The sequence below is a fragment of the Shewanella spartinae genome (assembly GCF_019457555.1).
GTDB lineage: Bacteria > Pseudomonadota > Gammaproteobacteria > Enterobacterales > Shewanellaceae > Shewanella > Shewanella loihica.
Window position 1 is genome coordinate 4,061,056 of record NZ_CP080418.1, and the last position, 20,453, is coordinate 4,081,508.

Here is a 20,453-nt window from a genome sequence, read left to right on the forward strand (position 1 = left end):
ACGAATCAACACATATAAGTGCAGGTAACATAACTAAGATGGAGATGGACTATGCAAGATAAGAATAACAAACCAGCCAACCAGTTGGAGAACGCTGGTCGACGCGAGTTTATGGGCAAGACGGCCCTGCTAGGGGCGGGTGCAGTGGCCGCCCCCATGAGCGCCGCCATGTTCGCCTCGATGGCCAAGGCCCAGGCGGCCGAGGCCAGCAACAGCCCTGTGGTTCATCCGGGCGAGCTGGACGAATACTATGGTTTCTGGAGCGGTGGACACTCTGGCGAAGTCCGTATCATGGGCCTGCCCTCGATGCGCGAGCTGATGCGTATCCCGGTATTCAACATCGACAGCGCCACCGGCTGGGGCATCACCAACGAGAGTAAGGCGGTCAAGGGCGAAAGCGCCCACCTGATGGCTGGCGACGCCCACCACCCGCACATGAGCATGCAGGACGGCCGCTACGACGGTAAATATCTCTTCATCAACGACAAGGCCAACACCCGCGTGGCCCGTATCCGTTGTGACGTGATGAAGACAGATAAGATGATCACCATCCCCAACGCCCAGGCCATCCACGGTCTGCGGGTACAGAAGGTGCCTTACACTAAATATGTCATCTGTAACGGCGAATTCGAGGTCCCGCTGAACAACAATGGTAAGGAGACGCTGGAAGATGTCAGCACCTATCGCTCTCTGTTCAACGTGATCGATGCCGAGAAGATGGAGGTCGCCTTCCAGGTGATGGTAGACGGTAACCTGGATAACACAGATGCCGACTACGACGGCAAATACTTCGCCTCAACCTGCTACAACTCAGAGATGGGGATGAACCTCAGCGAGATGATCACCGCCGAGCGCGACCATGTGGTGATCTTCAACTTGGCCCGTTGTGAAGCTGCGGTCAAGGCCGGTAAGTTCAAGACCTACAATGGCAACAAGATCCCCGTACTGGATGGTCGCAAGGGCTCAGATCTCACCCGTTATATTCCCGTGCCTAAGTCGCCACACGGTCTGAACACCTCGCCGAGCGGTAAGTACTTTGTCGCCAACGGCAAGCTGTCACCGACCGTCTCTATCATCTCTATCGAGAAGCTGGACGACCTGTTCGACGACAAGATCAAGCCAAGAGACGCCATCGTCGGTGAGCCAGAGCTGGGCCTTGGCCCGCTACACACGGCGTTTGACAACAAGGGCTACGCCTACACCACCCTCTTCCTCGACAGCCAGATCGCCAAGTGGAACGTAGAAGAGGCGATTCAGGCCTACCAGGGCAAGAAGGTCAACTACCTGCGCCAGAAGCTGGACGTACACTATCAACCGGGCCACAACCACACCTCTCAGGGCGAAACCCGCGATGCCGACGGCAAGTGGCTGGTGTCTCTGTGTAAGTTCTCTAAGGACAGATTCCTGCCCGTTGGCCCGCTGCGCCCAGAGAACGATCAGCTGATCGACATCTCAGGCGATGAGATGAAGCTGGTGCACGACGGTCCAACCTTCGCCGAGCCTCACGACTGCATCATAGTGCACCGTAGCAAGCTCAAGCCGAAGAAGCTGTGGACCCGTGACGATCCGCTGTTTGCCGATACCGTGGCCATGGCCGAGAAAGATGGCGTGCGCCTGATGATGGACAATAAGGTGATCCGCGACGGTAACAAGGTCCGCGTCTACATGACCTCGGTCGCGCCAAACTACGGCATGAGCGAGTTTAAGGTCAAGCTGGGCGACGAAGTTACCGTAGTGGTCACCAACCTGGATCAGGTGGAAGACGTGACCCATGGCTTCTGTATGACCAACCATGGCGTGCAGATGGAGATTGGCCCGCAGGCCACGGCATCTGTCACCTTCATCGCCGACAAGCCAGGGGTACAGTGGTACTACTGCAACTGGTTCTGTCACGCCCTGCACATGGAGATGCGTGGCCGCATGTTGGTAGAAGCCTAAGTGAAATGCAGGCGTCTGATGCCCCCGCGTCAGGCGCCTGCCTTAACCAAGGGCTAGCGTAAATAAAAGCGATAACAACGAAAACGATAAGCTCGAAAACAGTAGCAACGAATACGATAACAACCAAAACGATAGACGCCAGAGGTGTAACTGACCTTGAACCACAAGCCAAACAGATCCACCACCAACCCCGGTCTCACCTCCATGGCATTGAGGCTTAGGCTAGCTCATGGCCTGGGGCGCTGCGGCCTACAAATTATGCAGTTCTGTGGCTTGAATGCACCAAGCCTACTCTCTTTCAGCCTGATCTCTTTCAGTCCACTTAGCCAGGCCGTCTATATCGAGGTGAGTCCAGAGCAAGACCTGCAGCAGGTGCTGGATAGCGCCAAGGCGGGAGACGATATTCAGTTGCAGCCGGGTCGCTACCTTGGCAACTTCGTCATCAAACAAGGGGTACGCCTCACAGGCGCCGATGACTATACCAGCATCATAGACGCCCAAGGCAAGGGCAATGCCTTGCTGCTGCAAAGCTCCAAGGTCACCATAGAGAGACTCAAGATAGTCAACTGGGGCGACGATCTCACCGCCCAGGATGCCGGGATCTATTCGGATCAGAGCGCCAGCGAACTCGTCATCAGAGAGAACCGCCTACAGGGCGACGGCTTCGGTATCTGGCTGCAAAAAGGCAAGGAGATCAAGGTTCACCATAACCGCATTCAGGGCAATCCGGCGCTGCGCTCCGCCGACAGAGGCAACGGCATTCAGCTCTCCATAGTGCAGAACGTCGAGGTCAGCGACAACGAGGTCAGCCAGACCCGCGACGGCATCTACATCATCTCCAGCCAACACAACACGATTAAAAACAATACCATGCATAACCTGCGCTATGGGATCCACTACATGTATTCCCACAGTAATCGCGTGCAGGACAACCTGGCCTACGACACCCGCGCCGGTTATGCCCTGATGAGTTCACGTCAGCTCACCGTGAGCGGCAACGAGAGCCGTGACAGCCAGGACTACGGCTTCCTGATGAACTTCATCACCTACTCGGAGATCAGCCATAACCGCATCTACCGGGTCTGGACCAAGCCGGAGAACAAGGTGCTGGGCCGTGAGGGCAAGGGGCTGTTTGTCTATAACTCGGCCTACAACAGCATCAATCACAACCTGATCGACACCGCCGAGATCGGCATCCACCTCACCGCAGGCTCTGAGCACACCAAGGTATTTGGCAACAGCTTCATCAACAATCCGGTGCAGGTGAAATATGTGGCCAACCGTCAGGCCGAATGGAGCCAGGACGGCAGAGGCAACTTCTGGAGCAACTACCTGGGCTGGGATCTCGACAACGACGGCTTCGGCGATCGCCCCTTCGAACCCAACGACGGCATCGACAAGCTGATCTGGCAATACCCGGAGGCCAAGATGCTGCTGGACAGCCCGGCGGTACTGATCCTGCGCTGGATTCAGACCCAGTTTCCCGTGCTCAAACCCGTGGGCGTCAAAGACAGTTTTCCACTCATGCAGGCGCCACCTCTGGCTGGCCAGCAGGCAGTAATCAATGAGGCAGAGTGACACAATGCAAGCATCTTCTCCTTCAAGGCCCATCGTCTCCCTGAGCGGCGTCGCCAAGCGCTATGCCAAGGTAACGGCCCTCGAACGTATCGACTTCGAACTCTTTCCCGGCGAAGTCATGGGGCTGTTCGGCCATAATGGCGCGGGCAAGACCACCATAATGAAGCTGATCCTGGGGATCATCCCGGCCTCGGACGGTCAGGTAAAGGTATTCGGCCAGGACCCCCTCTCCAAGCAGGCCTTCGAGGCGCGCAAACAGGTCGGCTACCTGCCGGAGAATGTCAGCTTCTACGACCAGCTCACCGGCCGAGAGGTACTGCGCTACTTCGCCCGTCTCAAGTCTGTACCCAAACAGGCGATCGAACAACTGCTGGAGCAGGTAGGCCTGACCCACGCCATGGACCGCCAGGTGAAGACCTACTCTAAGGGGATGCGTCAGCGGCTGGGGCTGGCCCAGGCCTTCGTCGGCAGCCCCAAGTTGCTGCTGCTGGATGAACCGACCGTGGGGCTGGATCCCATCGCCACCCAGGAATTTTACGCCAGCGTCGATAAGCTCAAGAGCGAGGGGGCCAGCATCATACTCTGCTCCCATGTGCTGCCGGGCGTCGAGCAGCATATCGACCGCGCGCTGATCATCTCAGGCGGTCGCCTGCTGGCCAAGGGCAGCCTGAGCGAGCTCAGACAACAGGCCCAGCTACCCGTCGCCATCAAGACCCAAGGACTCAACGGCGCCCTGAAGCAGGATGCCCGCTTCACCCCCTATCTCATCGCCCCGGATCAGCTACTGGTGCCCGAGCAGGAGAAGCTCGCCATCATACGTCAGCTGGTAGAGCTGGATCAGCTGGGGGATATTCGTGTCGAACCGGCGGATCTGGAGCGTGTCTACCAGCACTATCTGGGTCAGCGCCCAGGTAAGGCGCATAAAGGGGACAATGAAATAGAGATTAGCCATCAAGGAGGGCAGATACAATGAATGCCATTCTCGCCGTCGCCATCAAGGAGTTTCAGGACGGGCTACGTAATCGCTGGCTGATCTCCATCACCCTCATCTTCGCCGTGCTCTCCCTGGGACTCAGCTACTATGGCTCGGTCGCCTCGGGGCAGCTGGGCACGGCGTCGCTGTCGTCCACCATCGCCAGCCTGTCGAGCCTAGCGGTGTTTCTGATCCCGCTGATCGCCCTGCTGCTGGCCTACGACAGCTTCGTCGGCGAGCAGGAGGCCGGCACCCTGCTCTTGCTGCTCACCTACCCCATCAGCCACACCCAGCTCTTGCTGGGCAAGTTTGTCGGCCAGGGCGCCATCATGGCGCTGGCCACCAGCCTGGGCTTCGGTAGCGCCGCTGTGCTACTGGCCAGCCAGTCCGACGCCAGCACCGTGCTGCAGAGCTTCGGCCTCTTCATCGCCACGGCTATCTTGCTCGGCCTCTGCTTTATCAGCATCGCCTACGTGATCAGCCTGTCGGTGAGTGAGAAGTCCAAGGCCGCCGGGCTGGCGCTGATGCTCTGGTTCTTTTTCGTACTGGTGTTCGACCTCGCCCTGCTGGCGGTGTTAGTCGGCATAGAGGAGGGACTGAGTCAGCAGCAGCTGGTGCAGCTGATGATGCTCAACCCGGCGGATCTCTTCCGCCTGGTGAATCTGGCCAGCCTGGATACCAAGGATATCAACGGTGTGCTGGCGGTGGCCATCAACAGCAGCATGTCGGCCGGCGGTCTATTCTCGCTGCTACTGGCCTGGGTATTCGCCCCGCTCTCTTTAGCCGCCCTCATCTTTAACAGGAAGACACTCTAATGCGCCAAACCCAAATGCATCAAACCAGAATGCACCAAACCAAGCTTACCCACTCGCCACTTTTCATGAGTCTCGTCAGCCTCCTGCTGCTGGGGCTGAGCGCCTGCGGGCAAGAGAGTGAACAAAACGCGATTCGTGAGGCGGTGGCCATGGAGCACGGCGACGAGTGTCACCTGTGCGGCATGTTGATAGGTAACTTCCCCGGCCCCAAGGGGGAGCTCTATCTCAAGACGGAAGAGACGGTGAAGAAGTTCTGCTCCACCCGGGATCTGTTTAGCTTCCTGCTAGACCCCGAGTATCGCAAGCAGGTCAAGGAGATCTATGTGCACGACATGGCTAAAAGCCCCTGGCAGGCGCCGCTGGACAGTCACTTCATCGACGCCAGACAAGCCTGGTATGTGGTCGGTTCGAGCCAGACAGGCGCCATGGGCAAGACGCTAGCCAGCTTTGGCAAGCAAGAGGAAGCCGAGGCCTTTGCCGCCGAATTTGGCGGCCAGGTTTACCCCTTCGGACAGATCAGTCTCGCCATGCTCTAGACTCTCTTGCTCTTGCTCTGGCCCTAGCTCTAGCTGGCAAAGTGCTAACCACTAGGCGGCGTCAGGCTTAGGCTTACGGATCATCAGCACGGCCACCACGGCCAGCATCAGCAGCACTGAGATGATCAGAAACACATCGTTGTAGGCCTGAATATAGGCCTGCTGGGTCATAGTCTTGGCCAGCATGGCCTTGGCCTGCGCCTGGGCGGTTACGGGATCCGAGCCTGCCTGCACAAACAGCTGACTGGTCTGCTGCAGATATTGATAGGCCTGGCCACTCACCGCCGCCACAGTCTGTTTCATGTCCGCCAGATGGGTGCGCGACTGATTGTCGATCAGGGTGGCCACCAGGGCGATACCGAAGGCGCCGCCGAGATTACGGATCACATTGAGCACGGTCGAGGCCGACGGCGTCTGCTGGGCGCTGATATGCATGGTCGCAATGATGCCGATGGGCACCAGGATGAAGGGCTGACCAAGGGCCCTGACCACCTGGGCCGCGATCATCTGCTCACCGGCAAAGTCCAGCGTCATGTGGCTGTTCATGTAGTAGCTCAGGGCAAACATGCTAAAGCCGAAGGCGGCCAGGTATCGCCCGTCGAATCTTTGCAGCAATCTCGGCACCAGGGGCAGCACCAGCAGCTGAGGAAAGCCCATCCACATGATCACCTCGCCGATCTCCAGCGGACTATAGTCATGGATCTGCGACAGATAGAGGGGGATCATATAGATGGCTGAGAACAGCGCCATCCCCAGCAGAAAATAGGCCAGGGTCGACAGGGCAAAATCTCGTTGTCCCAGTAGCCTGAGGTTCACCAGCGGCGATGACTTTCGCAGCTGAATAAAGACAAACAGGGCTATGTTGATGGCAGCGACGATCGCTAAATTCTGGATCAGCTCTGAGCCAAACCAATCCTTACGATTGCCCTCCTCCAGCACCACCTCGAGGCACCCCATGCCCAGCGCCATTGTGACTATGCCTGAGTAATCGGCATTCTTCAGCTTGTCCCAGTCGATAGCCTGAGATCTCAAACCATAGGCCAACATGGCCATCACCAGCAGCCCGGGGGGAATATTGATATAGAAGAGATAGTGCCAGCTAAACTGCTCGGTGAGCCAGCCCCCCAGGGTGGGGCCGATAGATGGCGCAAAGGTGGCGGTGACGCCAAACAGCGCCATGCCTGTGGCGCGTTTCTCCTCGGGGAGCAGCTCCAGGATGAGTCGAAAGGCCAGCGGGATCAGCGCGCCGCCGAAAAAGCCCTGCAGGGCGCGAAAGGCGATCATCGCCTCCAGGTTCCAGGCAAGCGAACAGAGAAACGAAGCCAAGATGAAGGCCGCCGTGGTCCACAGCAGATAACGTCTCACCGAAAGCCCCTGACTCAGCCAGCCCGATAGCGGGATGGCGATCATCTCGGCCACCAGGTAGGCGGTAGCGATCCAGGATCCCTCCTCCAGGGTCGCGCCTAGGCTGCCCTGGATCTCCTTCATCGAGGCGTTGGTGATCTGAATATCCAGGATCGCCATGAAGGCACCCAGCAGGCCGGCAAACACGGCGACCCAGGAGCGAAAGCTGCCGCGCTCATAGCCCTGGGGGCCAGCGACTTGCGGTTTAGCAGCTTGCTCTACTATCTCGGCAGGGATTTCCTGAGTGGCGCTCACACTGCTCATTGGGTGGCCTTAACCGAAACCTGCTTACGATTGCTGGCGATCACTGTGTCTTTCGGCGCGCCTCGGGTATCCACCTTCACCACAGCACTGAGGCCGGGAACTATGTTGATCTGGTCATCCAGATCCAAACGGATCCGCACCGGAATGCGCTGCACTATCTTGGTAAAGTTACCGGTGGCGTTTTCCGCCGGCAACAGGCTGAATTTGGCGCCAGAGGCGGGTGCCAGGCTATCGATCACACCAGTAAAGCTCTGGTCGGGAAACGCGTCGAGATGAACCTGAACCAACTGCCCAGGCTGCATATGCTGGATCTGGGTCTCCTTGAAGTTGGCGGTGATCCACACCGCGCCATCCGGCACCAAACTGTATAGCGACTGCCCCGGCTGCACATACTGGCCAGTCAGGGCGCCGCGCTTGCCGATCACCCCGGAGAAGGGGGCTCGAATCTGGGTATCGGCCAGCTGGATCTCTGCCAGCTCAAGACCGGCCTTGGCCTGCGCCACCTGTGACTGACTCTGATTCAGCTGGGCATTCAGCACCGCCAGCTCGGCCTGCTTGGCCACCAGGGCCGCCTTGGCCTCATCCAGATGGCCCACGGCCGAATCGAAGGCGGCAGTCGCCTGATCCACCTCATCTTGTGAGCTGTAATCTCTGTGCTTTAGCTTAGTGGTGCGTTTGAGCTGCTGCTCGGCGCGGATCTTCTCCGCCTCGGCGCTGGCCACACCGGCGGCCGCCTGACGTATGATCGCCTGTTGCAGCGTCACCTTGGCCGACAGGGTCTGCAGCTCTGCCTGACTACTCTGCAGGCTCGCCTGACTCTGGCTCACCTTGGCACGGTACTGGTTGGACTCCAGCTCGGCCAGCAACTGCCCCTGCTCCACATGCTGGTTATCTGTCACCTTAGCGGTCACCACATAACCCGGCACCTTGACACTGATATTAGAGATATCGGCCTCTACATAGGCGTTGTCGGTCGATTCGATAAATCGAACCTGACTCCACCAGTAGTAGCCTCCAACTACCACAGCCAATAACAGCAGCGGTAGCACAATAAATATGCGACGTTTTGACATCCAATCCCCACGGATAAACACCTTGATTAGTATTTGATAGTTTACTACTGTCTTATAATGTTTATTAGTCAGTTAAAAAATTACCAACTGTTTCACAGGTGTAACAATAGATGGATTTGAATCGCATTCAGATGTTCGCCCAGGTGGTGGACAAGGGCAGCTTCACCTCAGCCGCCAAGGCGATGGGACTCACCAAGGCGACGGTGAGCCGTAAGATCGCCGAGCTGGAGACAGATACCGGGGTGCAGCTCTTGTACCGCACCACCCGCGCCCTCAAGCTCACCGAGGCGGGAAGCATCTATTACAACAAGATCCAGCGGATTTTGATGGATCTGCAGAGCGCCGAAGACCAGCTCAGCGCCAGCCAGGAGACCATCAAGGGCAACCTCAAAATCGTCTGCCCGATAGAGCTGGGGCAGCTGTTCTTCGGCCGCATCTTCGCCCGCTTTCTCGAGGCGCATCCCGAGATGACCCTGGACGCCGAGCTGACCAACCGTAAGGTCGACATGATAGAGGAAGGGATAGATATTCTGTTTCAGGTCTCAGATGTGCGCGACTCGCGGCTGCAATCCTACAGGGTGCTCAACACAGACAAATCCCTGGTGGCCAGCCCAGACTATCTGGCCCGCCATGGCACGCCAGCCACGCCGCAGGATCTGATCGACCACAAGGCGATTCGCCTCAAATCGACCCACATCGACGGTGGCTGGACATTGTTCGATGGTCAGCAATGGATCACCATAGAGCCCGAGGCCCAGCTGACGGTCAACAATGTCACCCTGGCCCGTGAGGCCGCCATCGAAGGATTGGGGATCGCCACGGCGCCGACCCTGGTGGCCCAGGCCGCCATCGACGAGGGGCATCTTATCCCCCTGTTGACCGACTTTCCCATGGCGCAGACCGCCATTACCCTGAGCTTTCCCCGCCGCGCCTACCTGCCGCGCAAGTATCGCGCCTTCATCGAGTATATCTATCTGTCGCTGTTCGACCGCAGGCCCGGCGAGATACTGGAGATCCCAGATTTCATCACCCCGCCCCAGCGTTAGGGAGTTGCCGCGCCACAGTTTTGACAAAATAAGCAGCGGAGTCTGCAAAATCGTCGACAAAGCTGCTAACATTGGGCCAATTTTTTTCGCTTAAAGAGATATCGCAAGATGGGAAGAGCATACCAGAACCGCAAAGAATCTATGGCCAAAACGGCTGGGCAAAAGACGAGACTCTACTCTCGCTACGGCAAAGAACTCTATGTTTGCGCAAAGAACGGTGGCTTCGATCCTGACGGCAACCTGGCACTGCGCCACATGATCACCAAGGCTAAGAAAGATCAGGTTCCTGCTCATGTCATCGAACGCGCCCTAGAGAAAGCCAGAGGCGGCGGCGGTGAAGACTATGAAACCGCGCGTTACGAAGGCTTTGGTCCAGGCGGCACCATGGTGATCGTCGACTGTCTGACCGACAACGGCAAGCGTACCTTTACCGAGGTACGTCAGGCCTTCGTGAAGAACGACGCCAAGCTGGGTAGCCCAGGCACAGTTGGTCACATGTTCGACCATCAAGCGGTATTTGCCTTCAAGGGCGAGGATGAAGAAGCGGTACTGGAAGCCCTGATGATGGCCGACGTCGATGTGGCCGACATCGAGGTAGAAGATGGCATCATCAGCGTGTTCGCGCCAAACACTGAGTTCTACAAGGCCAAGACCGCCCTGAACGAAGCCTTCCCTGAGACAGAGCTTGAAGTGGAAGAGATCGCCTTCGTACCACAGACCATGACAGAACTCACCGACCCGGAAGTGATCGCTCAGTTCGAAAAATTCCAGGCCGCACTAGAAGATTGTGACGACGTACAAAACGTCTACCACAACGCCGACATCAAGGCCTAATTTAACGCACTCGTTTTTCGCATACGCAGAAACCGAGTTAATGCCTCTTCGACCAGCCAATCTGGTCGAAAAAACACCTAGAGCGATTCGTCGAACCTATTGATGAATCGCTCTTTTTTTAGCCAGCCCTACCGTGATTTTCCCGTAAGTTTTTTGACTCTCGCCAAGGCCTTGGCGTTTAGAGTAAGTGCTCACCACCCTGGCAATTAAACTTTATTCATAGTGCACCTTTTAGCCCTGTTTTCGGTGGACTTGGGCGTCTGTTCGCCTATCCTTATAGCTCCACTTATAAAAGCAAAAGCAAGAATCAACCGCGCCGAGACTCGCTGCCTCCCCTTAGGGCATCGCGACTTTGGCACCATTGATTAACCAAGATGATAAACAGGTAACCTATGAAGTATTCAAAATCGATTATCGCCATAGCACTCACCAGCCTACTCGCCGCCTGTGGTGGCAGCGATGACACACCGGAAACGCCTAAGACGGGTGTCTTCAGCCTGGGAGTATCGGACAACCCTGCCGACGCTAAAGTCGTGAATATCGCCTTCAAACAGGTCGTACTCAAAGGTAGCGATGGCTCCCTGTCATTCGACGTCTCAGAAAACGGCGAGCTGAAACACGTCGACCTGCTTACGGTACAAGGCCAGGAGGTCGAGACACTGGTGAGCGGCCAGTCTATTCCGGTCGGCGAGTACCAGATGTGTATCTACATGCAAAACAGCGAAGTGGCCGACACCAACAGCTCTTACGTGAAAACCATGGATGACATGGATGCGGGTCTGGTCACCAACAGCAACGGTAGCTGTGGCGGCGTGGGCGCCGAAGAGGAAGGCACGGGTCGTCTCTTCTTCAACAAGGCCTTCACCATTGCGGCCGGCGTAAACAACTTCGTCGCCGAGTTTAACCTCTCTCAAGGCCTGCAGGCTCCCCACGGCAACAAGGACTACTGGACCCTTAAGCCTACCGCGGTACAGCTGGTTAACAACGCCGAAGTCGGCGCCATTCACGGCATGGTCGACGCCAGCGTGATGGCAGACTGTGAAGCCGCCGCCGGTGGTTCAGAGTTCAGCCCGGCCGTCTACCTCTACCCAACGGCGACCACGCTGGAGAACATGCTGGACTTCCGCCTGGAGGCCGACATCACCGAGCCGCAAGTGGCACCTATCGCCTCGGCGCGCGTCAACCCAGTCACCGACGAGACAGAAACCGTGGTGGGCTACGAGTATGAGTTTGGCTTCGTCGCTGCTGCTAACTACAGCCTGGGCTACACCTGTCTGGCACAGAATGACGATCCAGAAGTGGCCAATAGCCCACAGGATGTCGAAATGCCATTCTTCATCCACGTGGATGAGCAGGACGTGACCGTTACCCAAGGCACTACCACAGAGCGTGACTTCGACGCTGCCGAAGTACCTGCGCCATAAGCCCTTGAACTAAGCGTTTATTTGTGAAGTAACCAATAAACAGACAGCAAAAAGGCACTCTCATGAGTGCCTTTTTTATTGATTGAAGCTAAATATTAAGAGCAGCAATCCCGGCGCCACCAGTTTTTCGGCAGCTTGGCCAACAAGACTTTGAGCATCAAAATCGCCAGTATGATCCCCGAGGCATTTACCACCAGGGAAGGCAACAGGTTATGCTGCTCGCCCACCTGAGGCATCACCTCGAAACCAAAGGTCGCCACCAGATAGTTCACCAGGACGCCGGATACCAAGGCCACACCCAAGACGCCACCCAGGTAGCCATAGAGGGCGCGTTTCCCCAGCTCCTTGGTCACCACCCCCAGGGTTGCGATATTAGTTGCCGGACCCGCCAGCATGAAGACCAGCACGGCACCTGGCGATACCCCTGCCAGCAACAGACCCGCGGCAATCGGCGTCGACGCCGTGGCGCAGATATACATGGGCACAGAGATCAGTACCATCACCAACATAGCCAAGATGCCATCGCCCCACTTGGCCATGAAGTCACCCGGTACATAGGTCTGCACCAGGGCCGCGAAGAAGAGACCGATCAGCAGCCAGACGGTAGTGTCACGCACCAGATCAGTCGCCGCATAGTGCAGGCCCTTACCCATGCGCGCCAGCACAGAGGTGCCCTTGAGCTCGCTGGCGACATCTTTGGTGGACTCGCAGCAACTCTCGCCCTGAGCATTCTGATTATCCGCCTTAGCACTCGAACAGCATGAGCTCGCCGCCTTCACCTCTTGCTTACTGCTACAACATGAGTCGACCGGCTTTGGCTCGGGGGCCGCCTTGCTGGCGCAGCATGAACCGCTCGCGGGCTTCACAGACGTCGGAGCCGCCACTGGCTTAACCAAGGCTTCTTGCTTGAGAATGGCCTCTGTGCTCACGGGGCGCATCATCATGGGCGAGGCATCCGCCGTCATGCGCACAGGTGCACTCGGCTTGTCACCACAGCAGCTCGATGACTCAGCCTTTTCGAGCGACTTTTGAGCAGGCTTTTCGGCAGCCTTGCTGCTACAGCAGCTGCTTGCCTCAGTCTTGTCTGCCTCATCTCGTTTAGAACCGGCCGAGTGAGCCACTTCCTCAGCCTTGGCTTCATCATCGTCACGTCCCACCAGCAGCCCGGCGACTATGGCGCTGGTGACCGCGGCTATGGGTCTGACAACCGCCATGAAGGGGCCGAGCAGCACATAGGAGACGCTCACAGAGTCGATGCCCGTCTCAGGGGTCGACACCAAGAATGAGGTGGTGGCGGCCTTTGAGGCGCCCGAGCGGCGCAGGCCGACGGCGGCAGGGATCACCCCGCAGGAGCACAGCGGCAGGGGCGCGCCTAACACGGCGGCCTTGATAGTGGTCTTCACCCCGTGGCCGCCCAGCTGCTTCTGCATCCAGCTCATGGGCACAAACATCTTCAACATACCGGCAAGCACCAGACCCAGCAGCAGCCAGGGCGCGGAATCGAGAAAGAGATCGATAAAATTAGATAACAACATAGGTTAACCCTTTAGCTTACAACTGGTTTTATATTCGGTTTCGCCGTGATCATGGCTGTGGTTCTCACACTTCACCTCGACATTAGACTCGAGCGCCTCCAGGATGGAGCAATGTTCGGCGCTCTCCGGCCCGCCACAACAGGCATCGGATAGCCGCTGCAGGGAGACGCGAAAATGATTCAGCTCGGCGATCTTCTCTTCCACATTGGCCAGCTTGATATCCACCATTCCCTTCACGTCGGCGCAGGCCCAGTTGGACTTGTCCAGATCGATAGATAACAGCTCGGTGATCTCAGACAGGGTGAAGCCCACCGCCTTTGCCCGCAGAATGAAGCGCAGACGCTCGGCGTCCTGTTCTGTGTAGAGGCGGTAACCCGAGTCGCTGCGCATCGACGGCGACAATAGGCCATGCTTCTCGTAAAAACGCAGGGTATCGGCCTTGACCTCACACTGTTTGGCTAACTCTCCAATACGAAACATCTTGCCTCCAGGGCGCCTTTTTCATTGCGATAGTGCCAGTATAAACCTTAGAGTTAAATCTAAGGTCAAGGGTTATTCTGCCGTAATTTACAATCTGTTGCTTGTTCGCCATGGCGTATTGTGAAATCGCACAGAAAAAAACAGCATGGCACACAGTTTTACGGTAAAATACGCGCGCCGCGATGGGGAGTCGACTATTTGAGGGGCTTTTGGAAAGCAATACGCTTATGGTTAGCAAGCACTAACTGTTCTGTTTTCCGAAAGATCCTTAAAATAACCACTGGACCCTGTACCTAAAATGAATAATGCCAGACCTATTCGTCGCGCGCTGTTAAGCGTTTCTGATAAAACCGGAATCCTGGAGTTTGCACAAGCCCTGCACGCTCAAGGTGTTGAACTGCTATCTACCGGCGGCACCGCCCGTCTGCTAGCAGACAACGGTGTGCCTGTCATTGAAGTCTCTGACTACACGGGCCATCCTGAGATCATGGACGGCCGCGTAAAGACCCTGCACCCTAAAGTGCACGGCGGCATCCTCGGCCGTCGCGGTATCGATGAGATAGTGATGGAACAGAACGCCATTAAGCCTATCGATCTGGTTGCCGTTAACCTCTACCCCTTTGCCGAGACTGTGGCCAAAGAAGGCTGCACCCTGGCCGACGCCGTGGAAAACATAGACATCGGCGGCCCAACCATGGTGCGCTCTACCGCGAAGAACCACAAAGACACCACCATTGTCGTTAACGCCAAAGACTATGATCGCGTGATCCAAGAGATGCAGGCCAACCAGGGTAGCACCACGCTGGAGACACGTTTCGATCTGGCTATCGCCGCCTTCGAACACACGGCCGCCTACGATGGCATGATCGCCAACTACTTCGGCACCATGGTACCGGCGCACAGCCAGGACGAGTGCCACCAGGATTCTAAGTTCCCACGCACCTACAACACTCAGTTGGTGAAGAAGCAAGATCTGCGTTACGGCGAGAACAGCCACCAGAGCGCCGCCTTCTATGTGGACCTCAACATCGACGAGGCCTCGGTTGCCAGCGCGACTCAGCTACAGGGTAAGGCACTGTCTTACAACAACATCGCCGATACCGATGCTGCACTGGAATGCGTTAAAGAGTTCAGCGAGCCGGCCTGTGTTATCGTCAAGCACGCCAACCCTTGTGGCGTTGCCATCGGCAAGGATCTGCTCGAGGCCTACAACCGCGCCTACCAAACCGATCCAACCTCAGCCTTCGGCGGCATCATCGCCTTCAACGGTGAGTTAGATGCAGAGACTGCCAGTGCCATCGTCGAGCGTCAGTTTGTCGAGGTGATCATCGCACCAGTCGTTAGCCAGGCGGCACGCGACGTGGTGGCAGCCAAGGCCAACGTTCGTCTGTTGGAGTGTGGTCAATGGGCTAGCAAGACCCGCAGCCTGGACTACAAGCGCGTCAACGGCGGCCTACTGATCCAAGACAGAGACCAAGGCATGGTCGAGATGAGCGACATCAAGGTAGTGACCAAGCGTCAGCCTACCGAAGCCGAGATGAAAGATCTTATGTTCTGCTGGAAGGTGGCCAAGTTCGTTAAGTCTAACGCCATCGTCTACGCCAAAGACAGCATGACAATCGGCGTGGGCGCCGGCCAGATGAGCCGCGTCTACAGCGCCAAGGTGGCCGGTATTAAGGCTGCCGATGAGAATCTGGAAGTCGTAGGTTCTGTCATGGCATCCGATGCCTTCTTCCCGTTCCGCGATGGCATCGACGCCGCGGCGGCCGCCGGTATCAGCTGCATCATCCAGCCGGGCGGTTCGATTCGCGATGAAGAGATCATCGCAGCCGCCGATGAGCATGGCATGGCCATGGTCTTCACCGGCATGCGTCACTTCCGTCATTAATTTGCTTTCGCGCCTGGGCCACAAGCCCGGGCGCCGTTTTAAGGATATAGCATGAACGTATTAGTAATAGGTAGCGGCGGACGCGAACACGCCCTGGCCTGGAAGGCCGCTAAGTCACCCCTGGTCGAGAAAGTCTTCGTGGCACCGGGCAACGCCGGCACAGCGCTGGAGCCTAAGCTTGAGAACGTTTCGATTGCCGTCGAAGCCATCTCTGAGCTGGTGAGCTTTGCCAAGGAGCAGGCGATCGAGCTGACTATCGTCGGCCCGGAAGTGCCGCTGTCATTAGGCGTGGTCGATGCCTTCAACGAAGCTAAGCTACCTATCTTCGGTCCAACCCAAGGTGCGGCGCAGCTAGAGTCTTCTAAGGCGTTCACCAAGGACTTCCTGGCCCGTCACAACATTCCGACGGCGGCCTACTCGAACTTCACCGAGATCGAGCCTGCCAAGGCTTACGTTACCGAAGTCACCGCCAACACTGGCTTCCCTATCGTCATCAAGGCCGACGGCCTGGCGGCGGGTAAAGGGGTGATCATCGCTCAGGATCAGGCCGAAGCCGATGCGGCTATCGAAGATATGCTGGCCGGTAACAAGTTTGGCGAGGCGGGTTCTCGCGTGGTGATCGAGGAGTTCCTCAAAGGCGAAGAAGCCAGCTTCATCGTCATGGTCGATGGCAAGAATATTCTGGCCATGGCCAGCAGCCAGGATCATAAGGCCAGAGACAATGGCGACAACGGCCCAAACACGGGCGGCATGGGCGCCTACTCTCCTGCTCCAGTGGTGACACAAGCGGTTCACGACTGGACCGTTGAAAACGTCATTCGTCCAACCGTAGATGGCATGGCTGCTGAAGGCAATGTCTACACAGGTTTCCTCTACGCCGGTCTGATGATTGCGCCAGATGGCAGCGCCAAGGTACTGGAATACAACTGCCGCTTCGGCGACCCTGAGACTCAGCCTATCATGATGCGCCTTCAGTCAGATCTGGTCGAGCTCTGCCTGGCCGCCACCCGTGGCGAGCTGGACAAGGTGACCGCCGAATTCGACAGCCGCGCCGCCGTAGGTGTGGTGATGGCCGCCGGTGGCTACCCAGATGCCTATCGCAAGCACGATGTGATCGAGGGACTCAGCCTGGGCGGCGATGATGCCAAGGTATTCCACGCGGGCACCAGCATGAAGGATGGCCATGTGGTCACCAACGGCGGCCGCGTCTTGTGTGCCACCGCCCTGGGCCAAGATGTGACTCAGGCGCAGCAACGTGCCTATCAACTGGTCAACGAGATCCACTGGGATGACGTCTATTTCCGTACCGATATCGCCTATCGCGCTATCGCCCGGGAAAACGAGCAGGCCTAATACCCATAAAGGGATATTCATGGAAAGTTGAGATCTACATCACGCTCAGTTTTCATGCAATAAAATCGCATAAAAGCACCTATACTCCATAAGGGTATTAGGTGCTTTTTTATACGACTCAATAAGTTAACTGCGAATTCCGAATCATGTATTAAAAATAGCCTGAATACATTATTTACATACGATAAAAACCACAATATTAGCATAATTCAATATTTTACCCTCATATTGCAGCAGAATATTCACATCTGTATACTCGCCGCCTCTGTTTTTTAAGCTGGAGGCTTAATGAGATACTTCATCCTGTTGTTCACCCTTTTACTCACCGCTTGTGGCGGAGGCGACTCGGACAGTCCTGCACCGCAAGCCGAAAAACTAGCGCACCCTGGCATTCAAATTCAGGAACTGGTGCAAACCTATGCGCCAGATCAGCGCCTCACCCCGGCCATCACAGGCAAATTAGGCAGCATCAGCTACCAATTGGTTAACGGCGCCCCAGCCGATGTGGTCAAGATCTCTGCCGACAAGCAGTATCTCGCTATCCTCAACGCCGGCACCACAGAACTGATCGCCACAGATAGCGGCAACAGCCAGACCAAGCCGGTCAGCCAACGTTTTAGTATCAGCATCAATAAGGCGCCTCGCACGCCGCTACTGACTAACGATATCAGCCAGGGCTATGTCGCCGGCGTCCAACTCTCTCCTAGCATCAGCGGCGTCAAAGGCAGCCTGAGTTTGATGCTGGCCGAGGGGCAGCCCGCAAACGTAGTGACAGTCGACGCCCAGGGTAAGATCACTGTGCTAGGCAGCGGCAGCGTCAAACTGCTGGCCAAAGATGATGGTGGCCGTAACTTCCAGGCCGACTCGCGCGAGTTTCAGATCAACATCTCACCTGCCGAGACCGCCTTTGCTACTTATCAGAATATCACAGGCAAGCCACTGATCTTTGGCGGTAAGCTACTGCCCGTCTACAGTGGCACGCCCACCACAGAGGCCCACTACCAGCTGGTTGCAGGCGCCGATACTCAGGTGGTTCAGGTACATCCCACCACAGGGGCGATGAACATACTTGGCGCCGGTGAGACTCAGGTTGAAGTGCAGCAAGTTGCGCCGGCCAACCATACACAGGTGCCGGTCCAACGCTTTAGCGTTCAGATCGACAAGGCGCAGAACCTGGCCTTCAAGGCGAGCGATGTCACCACACGTTTCGACGCCGATAAGACGGCGAGCTTCGATATCACCGGCGTCCAAGGTAAGCTACATTACGCCATCAAGGCGGGCGCGGCCGAGGATGTCATCAGCATCACAGATGCCGAGCTGGGTGAGTTTAGCTTCCAGGGCGTCGGCGAGACAGAGGTCGAGGTAACCGACGCCGGTAACCACAACTACCTGAGCGCGACTCGCACCTTCAAGGTCAAGGTCGAGGCCATGATTGCCGGCTCACTGCAGGCAATCGATATCGACACCCAATATCAGGCCAATCAAACCCTGACGCCGCAAGTTGTCGGTGCCAAGGGCAAGCTAAGCTATAGCCTGACCGCCAGCAGCGCCACCGATGTGGTCACACTGGACACCACAACCGGCCAGATGCAGGTGTTGAAGCCAGGCACTGTAGAGGTGCTCGTCAATGATGATGGCGGCGAGCTGTGGACGGCGCAAGCTCAGCAGTTCACTGTCACCATCGCCAAGCAGGATAACAGCCTGTTCGTGGTGGAAAATAGCCGGGTGGACTTTGCCGCAAACGCCCCCTTCGTCCCTCAACCTAGCCATAATCAGGGCCAGGTCAGCTACCAGGTAGACAATGGCGGCGACGGCGTCTTCAGCCAAGATGCCGATACCAAGGCGATCACTATTGTCGGCGCAGGCCGAGGCTGGATCACCGCAACAGATGCAGGCAATGACTTCTATAATCCCGCCAGCAGCCGTTTCTTCGTCGATGTGGCGCCGCTATACGGTAGTCTGCAAATATCGTCCGTGCGCAGTCAATATGCGCCGGGCAAGACGATCGCTATCCCCATGTCGGGCGTCGTCGGCAGCCTGAGTCTGAAGCTACATAGCGGTCAGAGTGATGTGGCCAGCGTCGACCTAGCCAACAAGACCCTGACGGTTAAGAACGCGGGCAGCGTCACCTACATAGTGACAGACAGCGGCGATGCCGGTCACCTGTCACAGAAGGCCGAACTGAATGTGGTGATCGACAAGGGCAGCGAAAACCCTGAACTGGCACTCTCAAGCGAGTTGATCAGCGCGGTATACAGTGCTGGCACCAAGCTCAAGGCTCCAGGTGTCAGCGGTCGCGGTGTCGACAGTCAGATCAGCTACTATGCAGATCTTTCGTCCAGCAAGGTGGTTAGCCTGGACGAGACGACAGGTGAGATGACGATACAAGCGGCAGGCACGGCTAAGGTGACTGTGATCGAGCAGAGCCGCAACTACGAGCGCACCCTACTCGACTTCAACGTCAGCGTGGCTAAGGCAGTTCACCCTGGCCTCAGCCTGGATGAGATCACTCAATCAGTGGTCTACTACCCGGACCGCAAGGTGTTACCGCCAGAGTTTACCAACGCCTTTGGTAACCTCACCTATGCCTTCGGCCTACAGGTATCTCCCGAGTATGCCGAGCTCACCTCGACGGGCGAACTCACCCTGCATGCCTATCCACGTTCTGGCGATAACGACTACTTCGACATCATAGTCACCGACGATGGCGGCAACAATTATCAGAGAGCCAGCCTGAACTACAAGCTGTTCCTCAAGGATATCGAGCCAGATCTTGGCGAAGAAGCCAACCTGACCTTCGATGGCAGCGAGCTGCAGCTCGTCTCTCCGGCAGAGGTTGCCGCGGGCGATGTCTCCTACTTCACCGCCATCGGTGGACGTGGCGATGCCATCAGCAAGGATGGCGACGATGAACTGAGTGGCGGCTATACCACTATGCTGACTCAGGTGTGTACCGACCCTGACAATTACAAGGGCTGCACCTTTATCACCCTGAGGCTGCAAAACACCAGCCTGTGTGGTGACGGCAGTCGAGTCGCCTATCCGCTGGCTTCCAGCAGTCGCTACACCTGCCCAGGCCTAAGCCAGCCGGTCAGCTCCGAGGTCAGCATCAGCATGCATGACGAGGATCCTTACAACGCCTGGTTCGTTAATCCAGGACGTTTTAAGACTCTCAAGCCTATCGTGGTGACTCATTTTGCCAAGCCATATCGCAGCGGCGACATGGTCGAGGCAGGCGACGTTCAGGCCAGAGCCTGGTGGCTGATCAACCTGGATATCACCAAGGAATAAGCTCGACTTTACTCCTCACAC

15 protein-coding genes are annotated in these 20,453 nt (G+C 57.0%); 11 read left to right on the plus strand and 4 right to left on the minus strand.

Annotated features, from left to right (window positions below; all coding sequences use genetic code 11):
• Positions 1–51: 51 nt before the first annotated feature.
• From nosZ to K0I31_RS17605, 5 genes are all read left to right on the plus strand, one after another.
• The gene (gene nosZ / locus K0I31_RS17585; RefSeq protein WP_011867196.1) at positions 52–1,938 is read left to right on the plus strand and encodes a TAT-dependent nitrous-oxide reductase; all 1,887 of its coding nucleotides are present in this window, start codon (positions 52–54) and stop codon (positions 1,936–1,938) included.
• Between the two features lie 204 nt (positions 1,939–2,142).
• Positions 2,143–3,516, plus strand: a complete 1,374-nt coding sequence (locus K0I31_RS17590; RefSeq protein ID WP_220080894.1) for a nitrous oxide reductase family maturation protein NosD — start codon at positions 2,143–2,145, stop codon at positions 3,514–3,516.
• Between the two features lie 4 nt (positions 3,517–3,520).
• Positions 3,521–4,489 carry an ABC transporter ATP-binding protein gene (locus K0I31_RS17595; RefSeq protein ID WP_220079211.1) on the plus strand — a complete coding sequence of 323 codons (969 nt, stop codon included), beginning with the start codon at positions 3,521–3,523 and terminating at the stop codon, positions 4,487–4,489.
• Positions 4,486–5,304 (plus strand): ABC transporter permease, encoded by an 819-nt coding sequence (locus tag K0I31_RS17600; protein WP_220079212.1) that lies wholly within the window; start codon positions 4,486–4,488, stop codon positions 5,302–5,304. The genes K0I31_RS17595 and K0I31_RS17600 overlap by 4 nt, the downstream gene beginning before the upstream one ends.
• Positions 5,305–5,318: 14 nt before the next feature.
• Positions 5,319–5,840, plus strand: a complete 522-nt coding sequence (locus K0I31_RS17605) for a nitrous oxide reductase accessory protein NosL (RefSeq protein ID WP_220080895.1) — start codon at positions 5,319–5,321, stop codon at positions 5,838–5,840.
• A gap of 51 nt (positions 5,841–5,891) precedes the next feature.
• Here K0I31_RS17605 and K0I31_RS17610 read toward each other — a convergent pair whose 3' ends face one another.
• Together K0I31_RS17610 and K0I31_RS17615 are read right to left on the minus strand one after the other, a co-directional pair.
• Entirely contained in the window at positions 5,892–7,499 is a 1,608-nt protein-coding gene (locus K0I31_RS17610) for a DHA2 family efflux MFS transporter permease subunit (RefSeq protein WP_434086931.1), read from the minus strand.
• Positions 7,500–7,504: 5 nt separating this feature from the next.
• Complete coding sequence (locus K0I31_RS17615; RefSeq protein ID WP_220079213.1) at positions 7,505–8,581, minus strand: HlyD family secretion protein; 1,077 nt, start codon at positions 8,579–8,581, stop codon at positions 7,505–7,507.
• 110 nt (positions 8,582–8,691) lie between these two features.
• On the opposite strand from K0I31_RS17615, the gene K0I31_RS17620 reads away from it, so the two are divergent.
• From K0I31_RS17620 to K0I31_RS17630, 3 genes are all read left to right on the plus strand, one after another.
• Positions 8,692–9,627, plus strand: coding sequence for a LysR family transcriptional regulator (locus tag K0I31_RS17620; protein WP_220079214.1), 936 nt, complete (start codon positions 8,692–8,694; stop codon positions 9,625–9,627).
• A gap of 108 nt (positions 9,628–9,735) precedes the next feature.
• The gene (locus tag K0I31_RS17625) at positions 9,736–10,461 is read left to right on the plus strand and encodes a YebC/PmpR family DNA-binding transcriptional regulator (RefSeq protein ID WP_011867204.1); all 726 of its coding nucleotides are present in this window, start codon (positions 9,736–9,738) and stop codon (positions 10,459–10,461) included.
• Between the two features lie 392 nt (positions 10,462–10,853).
• Positions 10,854–11,885, plus strand: coding sequence for a DUF4382 domain-containing protein (locus K0I31_RS17630; protein ID WP_220079215.1), 1,032 nt, complete (start codon positions 10,854–10,856; stop codon positions 11,883–11,885).
• A 95-nt stretch (positions 11,886–11,980) separates the two neighbouring features.
• Here the strand turns inward: K0I31_RS17630 and K0I31_RS17635 are convergent, their stop codons facing one another.
• Both K0I31_RS17635 and zntR read right to left on the minus strand, forming a co-directional pair.
• Positions 11,981–13,420 carry an SO_0444 family Cu/Zn efflux transporter gene (locus tag K0I31_RS17635; protein ID WP_220079216.1) on the minus strand — a complete coding sequence of 480 codons (1,440 nt, stop codon included), beginning with the start codon at positions 13,418–13,420 and terminating at the stop codon, positions 11,981–11,983.
• 3 nt (positions 13,421–13,423) lie between these two features.
• Positions 13,424–13,900, minus strand: coding sequence for a Zn(2+)-responsive transcriptional regulator (zntR, locus tag K0I31_RS17640; RefSeq protein ID WP_011867207.1), 477 nt, complete (start codon positions 13,898–13,900; stop codon positions 13,424–13,426).
• Positions 13,901–14,198: 298 nt separating this feature from the next.
• Here zntR and purH point away from each other — a divergent pair, with 298 nt between their 5' ends.
• The 3 genes from purH to K0I31_RS17655 all read left to right on the plus strand — a co-directional run bounded on the left by purH (position 14,199) and on the right by K0I31_RS17655 (position 20,432).
• Positions 14,199–15,788 carry a bifunctional phosphoribosylaminoimidazolecarboxamide formyltransferase/IMP cyclohydrolase gene (purH, locus tag K0I31_RS17645; RefSeq protein ID WP_011867208.1) on the plus strand — a complete coding sequence of 530 codons (1,590 nt, stop codon included), beginning with the start codon at positions 14,199–14,201 and terminating at the stop codon, positions 15,786–15,788.
• A 51-nt stretch (positions 15,789–15,839) separates the two neighbouring features.
• The gene (gene purD / locus K0I31_RS17650) at positions 15,840–17,141 is read left to right on the plus strand and encodes a phosphoribosylamine--glycine ligase (RefSeq protein ID WP_220079217.1); all 1,302 of its coding nucleotides are present in this window, start codon (positions 15,840–15,842) and stop codon (positions 17,139–17,141) included.
• 288 nt (positions 17,142–17,429) lie between these two features.
• A complete protein-coding gene (locus K0I31_RS17655; RefSeq protein ID WP_220079218.1) occupies positions 17,430–20,432 on the plus strand; it encodes a hypothetical protein in 3,003 nt (1,000 codons plus the stop codon).
• Positions 20,433–20,453 lie beyond the last annotated feature (21 nt).

Bases quoted from the DNA above. Each gene is read 5' to 3' on its own strand.
- nosZ (WP_011867196.1), top strand. From the start codon at position 52: ATGCAAGATAAGAATAACAAACCAGCCAACCAGTTGGAGAACGCTGGT.
- K0I31_RS17590 (WP_220080894.1), top strand. From the start codon at position 2,143: ATGGCATTGAGGCTTAGGCTAGCTCATGGCCTGGGGCGCTGCGGCCTA.
- K0I31_RS17595 (WP_220079211.1), top strand. From the start codon at position 3,521: ATGCAAGCATCTTCTCCTTCAAGGCCCATCGTCTCCCTGAGCGGCGTC.
- K0I31_RS17600 (WP_220079212.1), top strand. From the start codon at position 4,486: ATGAATGCCATTCTCGCCGTCGCCATCAAGGAGTTTCAGGACGGGCTA.
- K0I31_RS17605 (WP_220080895.1), top strand. From the start codon at position 5,319: ATGCATCAAACCAGAATGCACCAAACCAAGCTTACCCACTCGCCACTT.
- K0I31_RS17615 (WP_220079213.1), bottom strand. From the start codon at position 8,581: ATGTCAAAACGTCGCATATTTATTGTGCTACCGCTGCTGTTATTGGCT.
- K0I31_RS17620 (WP_220079214.1), top strand. From the start codon at position 8,692: ATGGATTTGAATCGCATTCAGATGTTCGCCCAGGTGGTGGACAAGGGC.
- K0I31_RS17625 (WP_011867204.1), top strand. From the start codon at position 9,736: ATGGGAAGAGCATACCAGAACCGCAAAGAATCTATGGCCAAAACGGCT.
- K0I31_RS17630 (WP_220079215.1), top strand. From the start codon at position 10,854: ATGAAGTATTCAAAATCGATTATCGCCATAGCACTCACCAGCCTACTC.
- K0I31_RS17635 (WP_220079216.1), bottom strand. From the start codon at position 13,420: ATGTTGTTATCTAATTTTATCGATCTCTTTCTCGATTCCGCGCCCTGG.
- zntR (WP_011867207.1), bottom strand. From the start codon at position 13,900: ATGTTTCGTATTGGAGAGTTAGCCAAACAGTGTGAGGTCAAGGCCGAT.
- purH (WP_011867208.1), top strand. From the start codon at position 14,199: ATGAATAATGCCAGACCTATTCGTCGCGCGCTGTTAAGCGTTTCTGAT.
- purD (WP_220079217.1), top strand. From the start codon at position 15,840: ATGAACGTATTAGTAATAGGTAGCGGCGGACGCGAACACGCCCTGGCC.
- K0I31_RS17655 (WP_220079218.1), top strand. From the start codon at position 17,430: ATGAGATACTTCATCCTGTTGTTCACCCTTTTACTCACCGCTTGTGGC.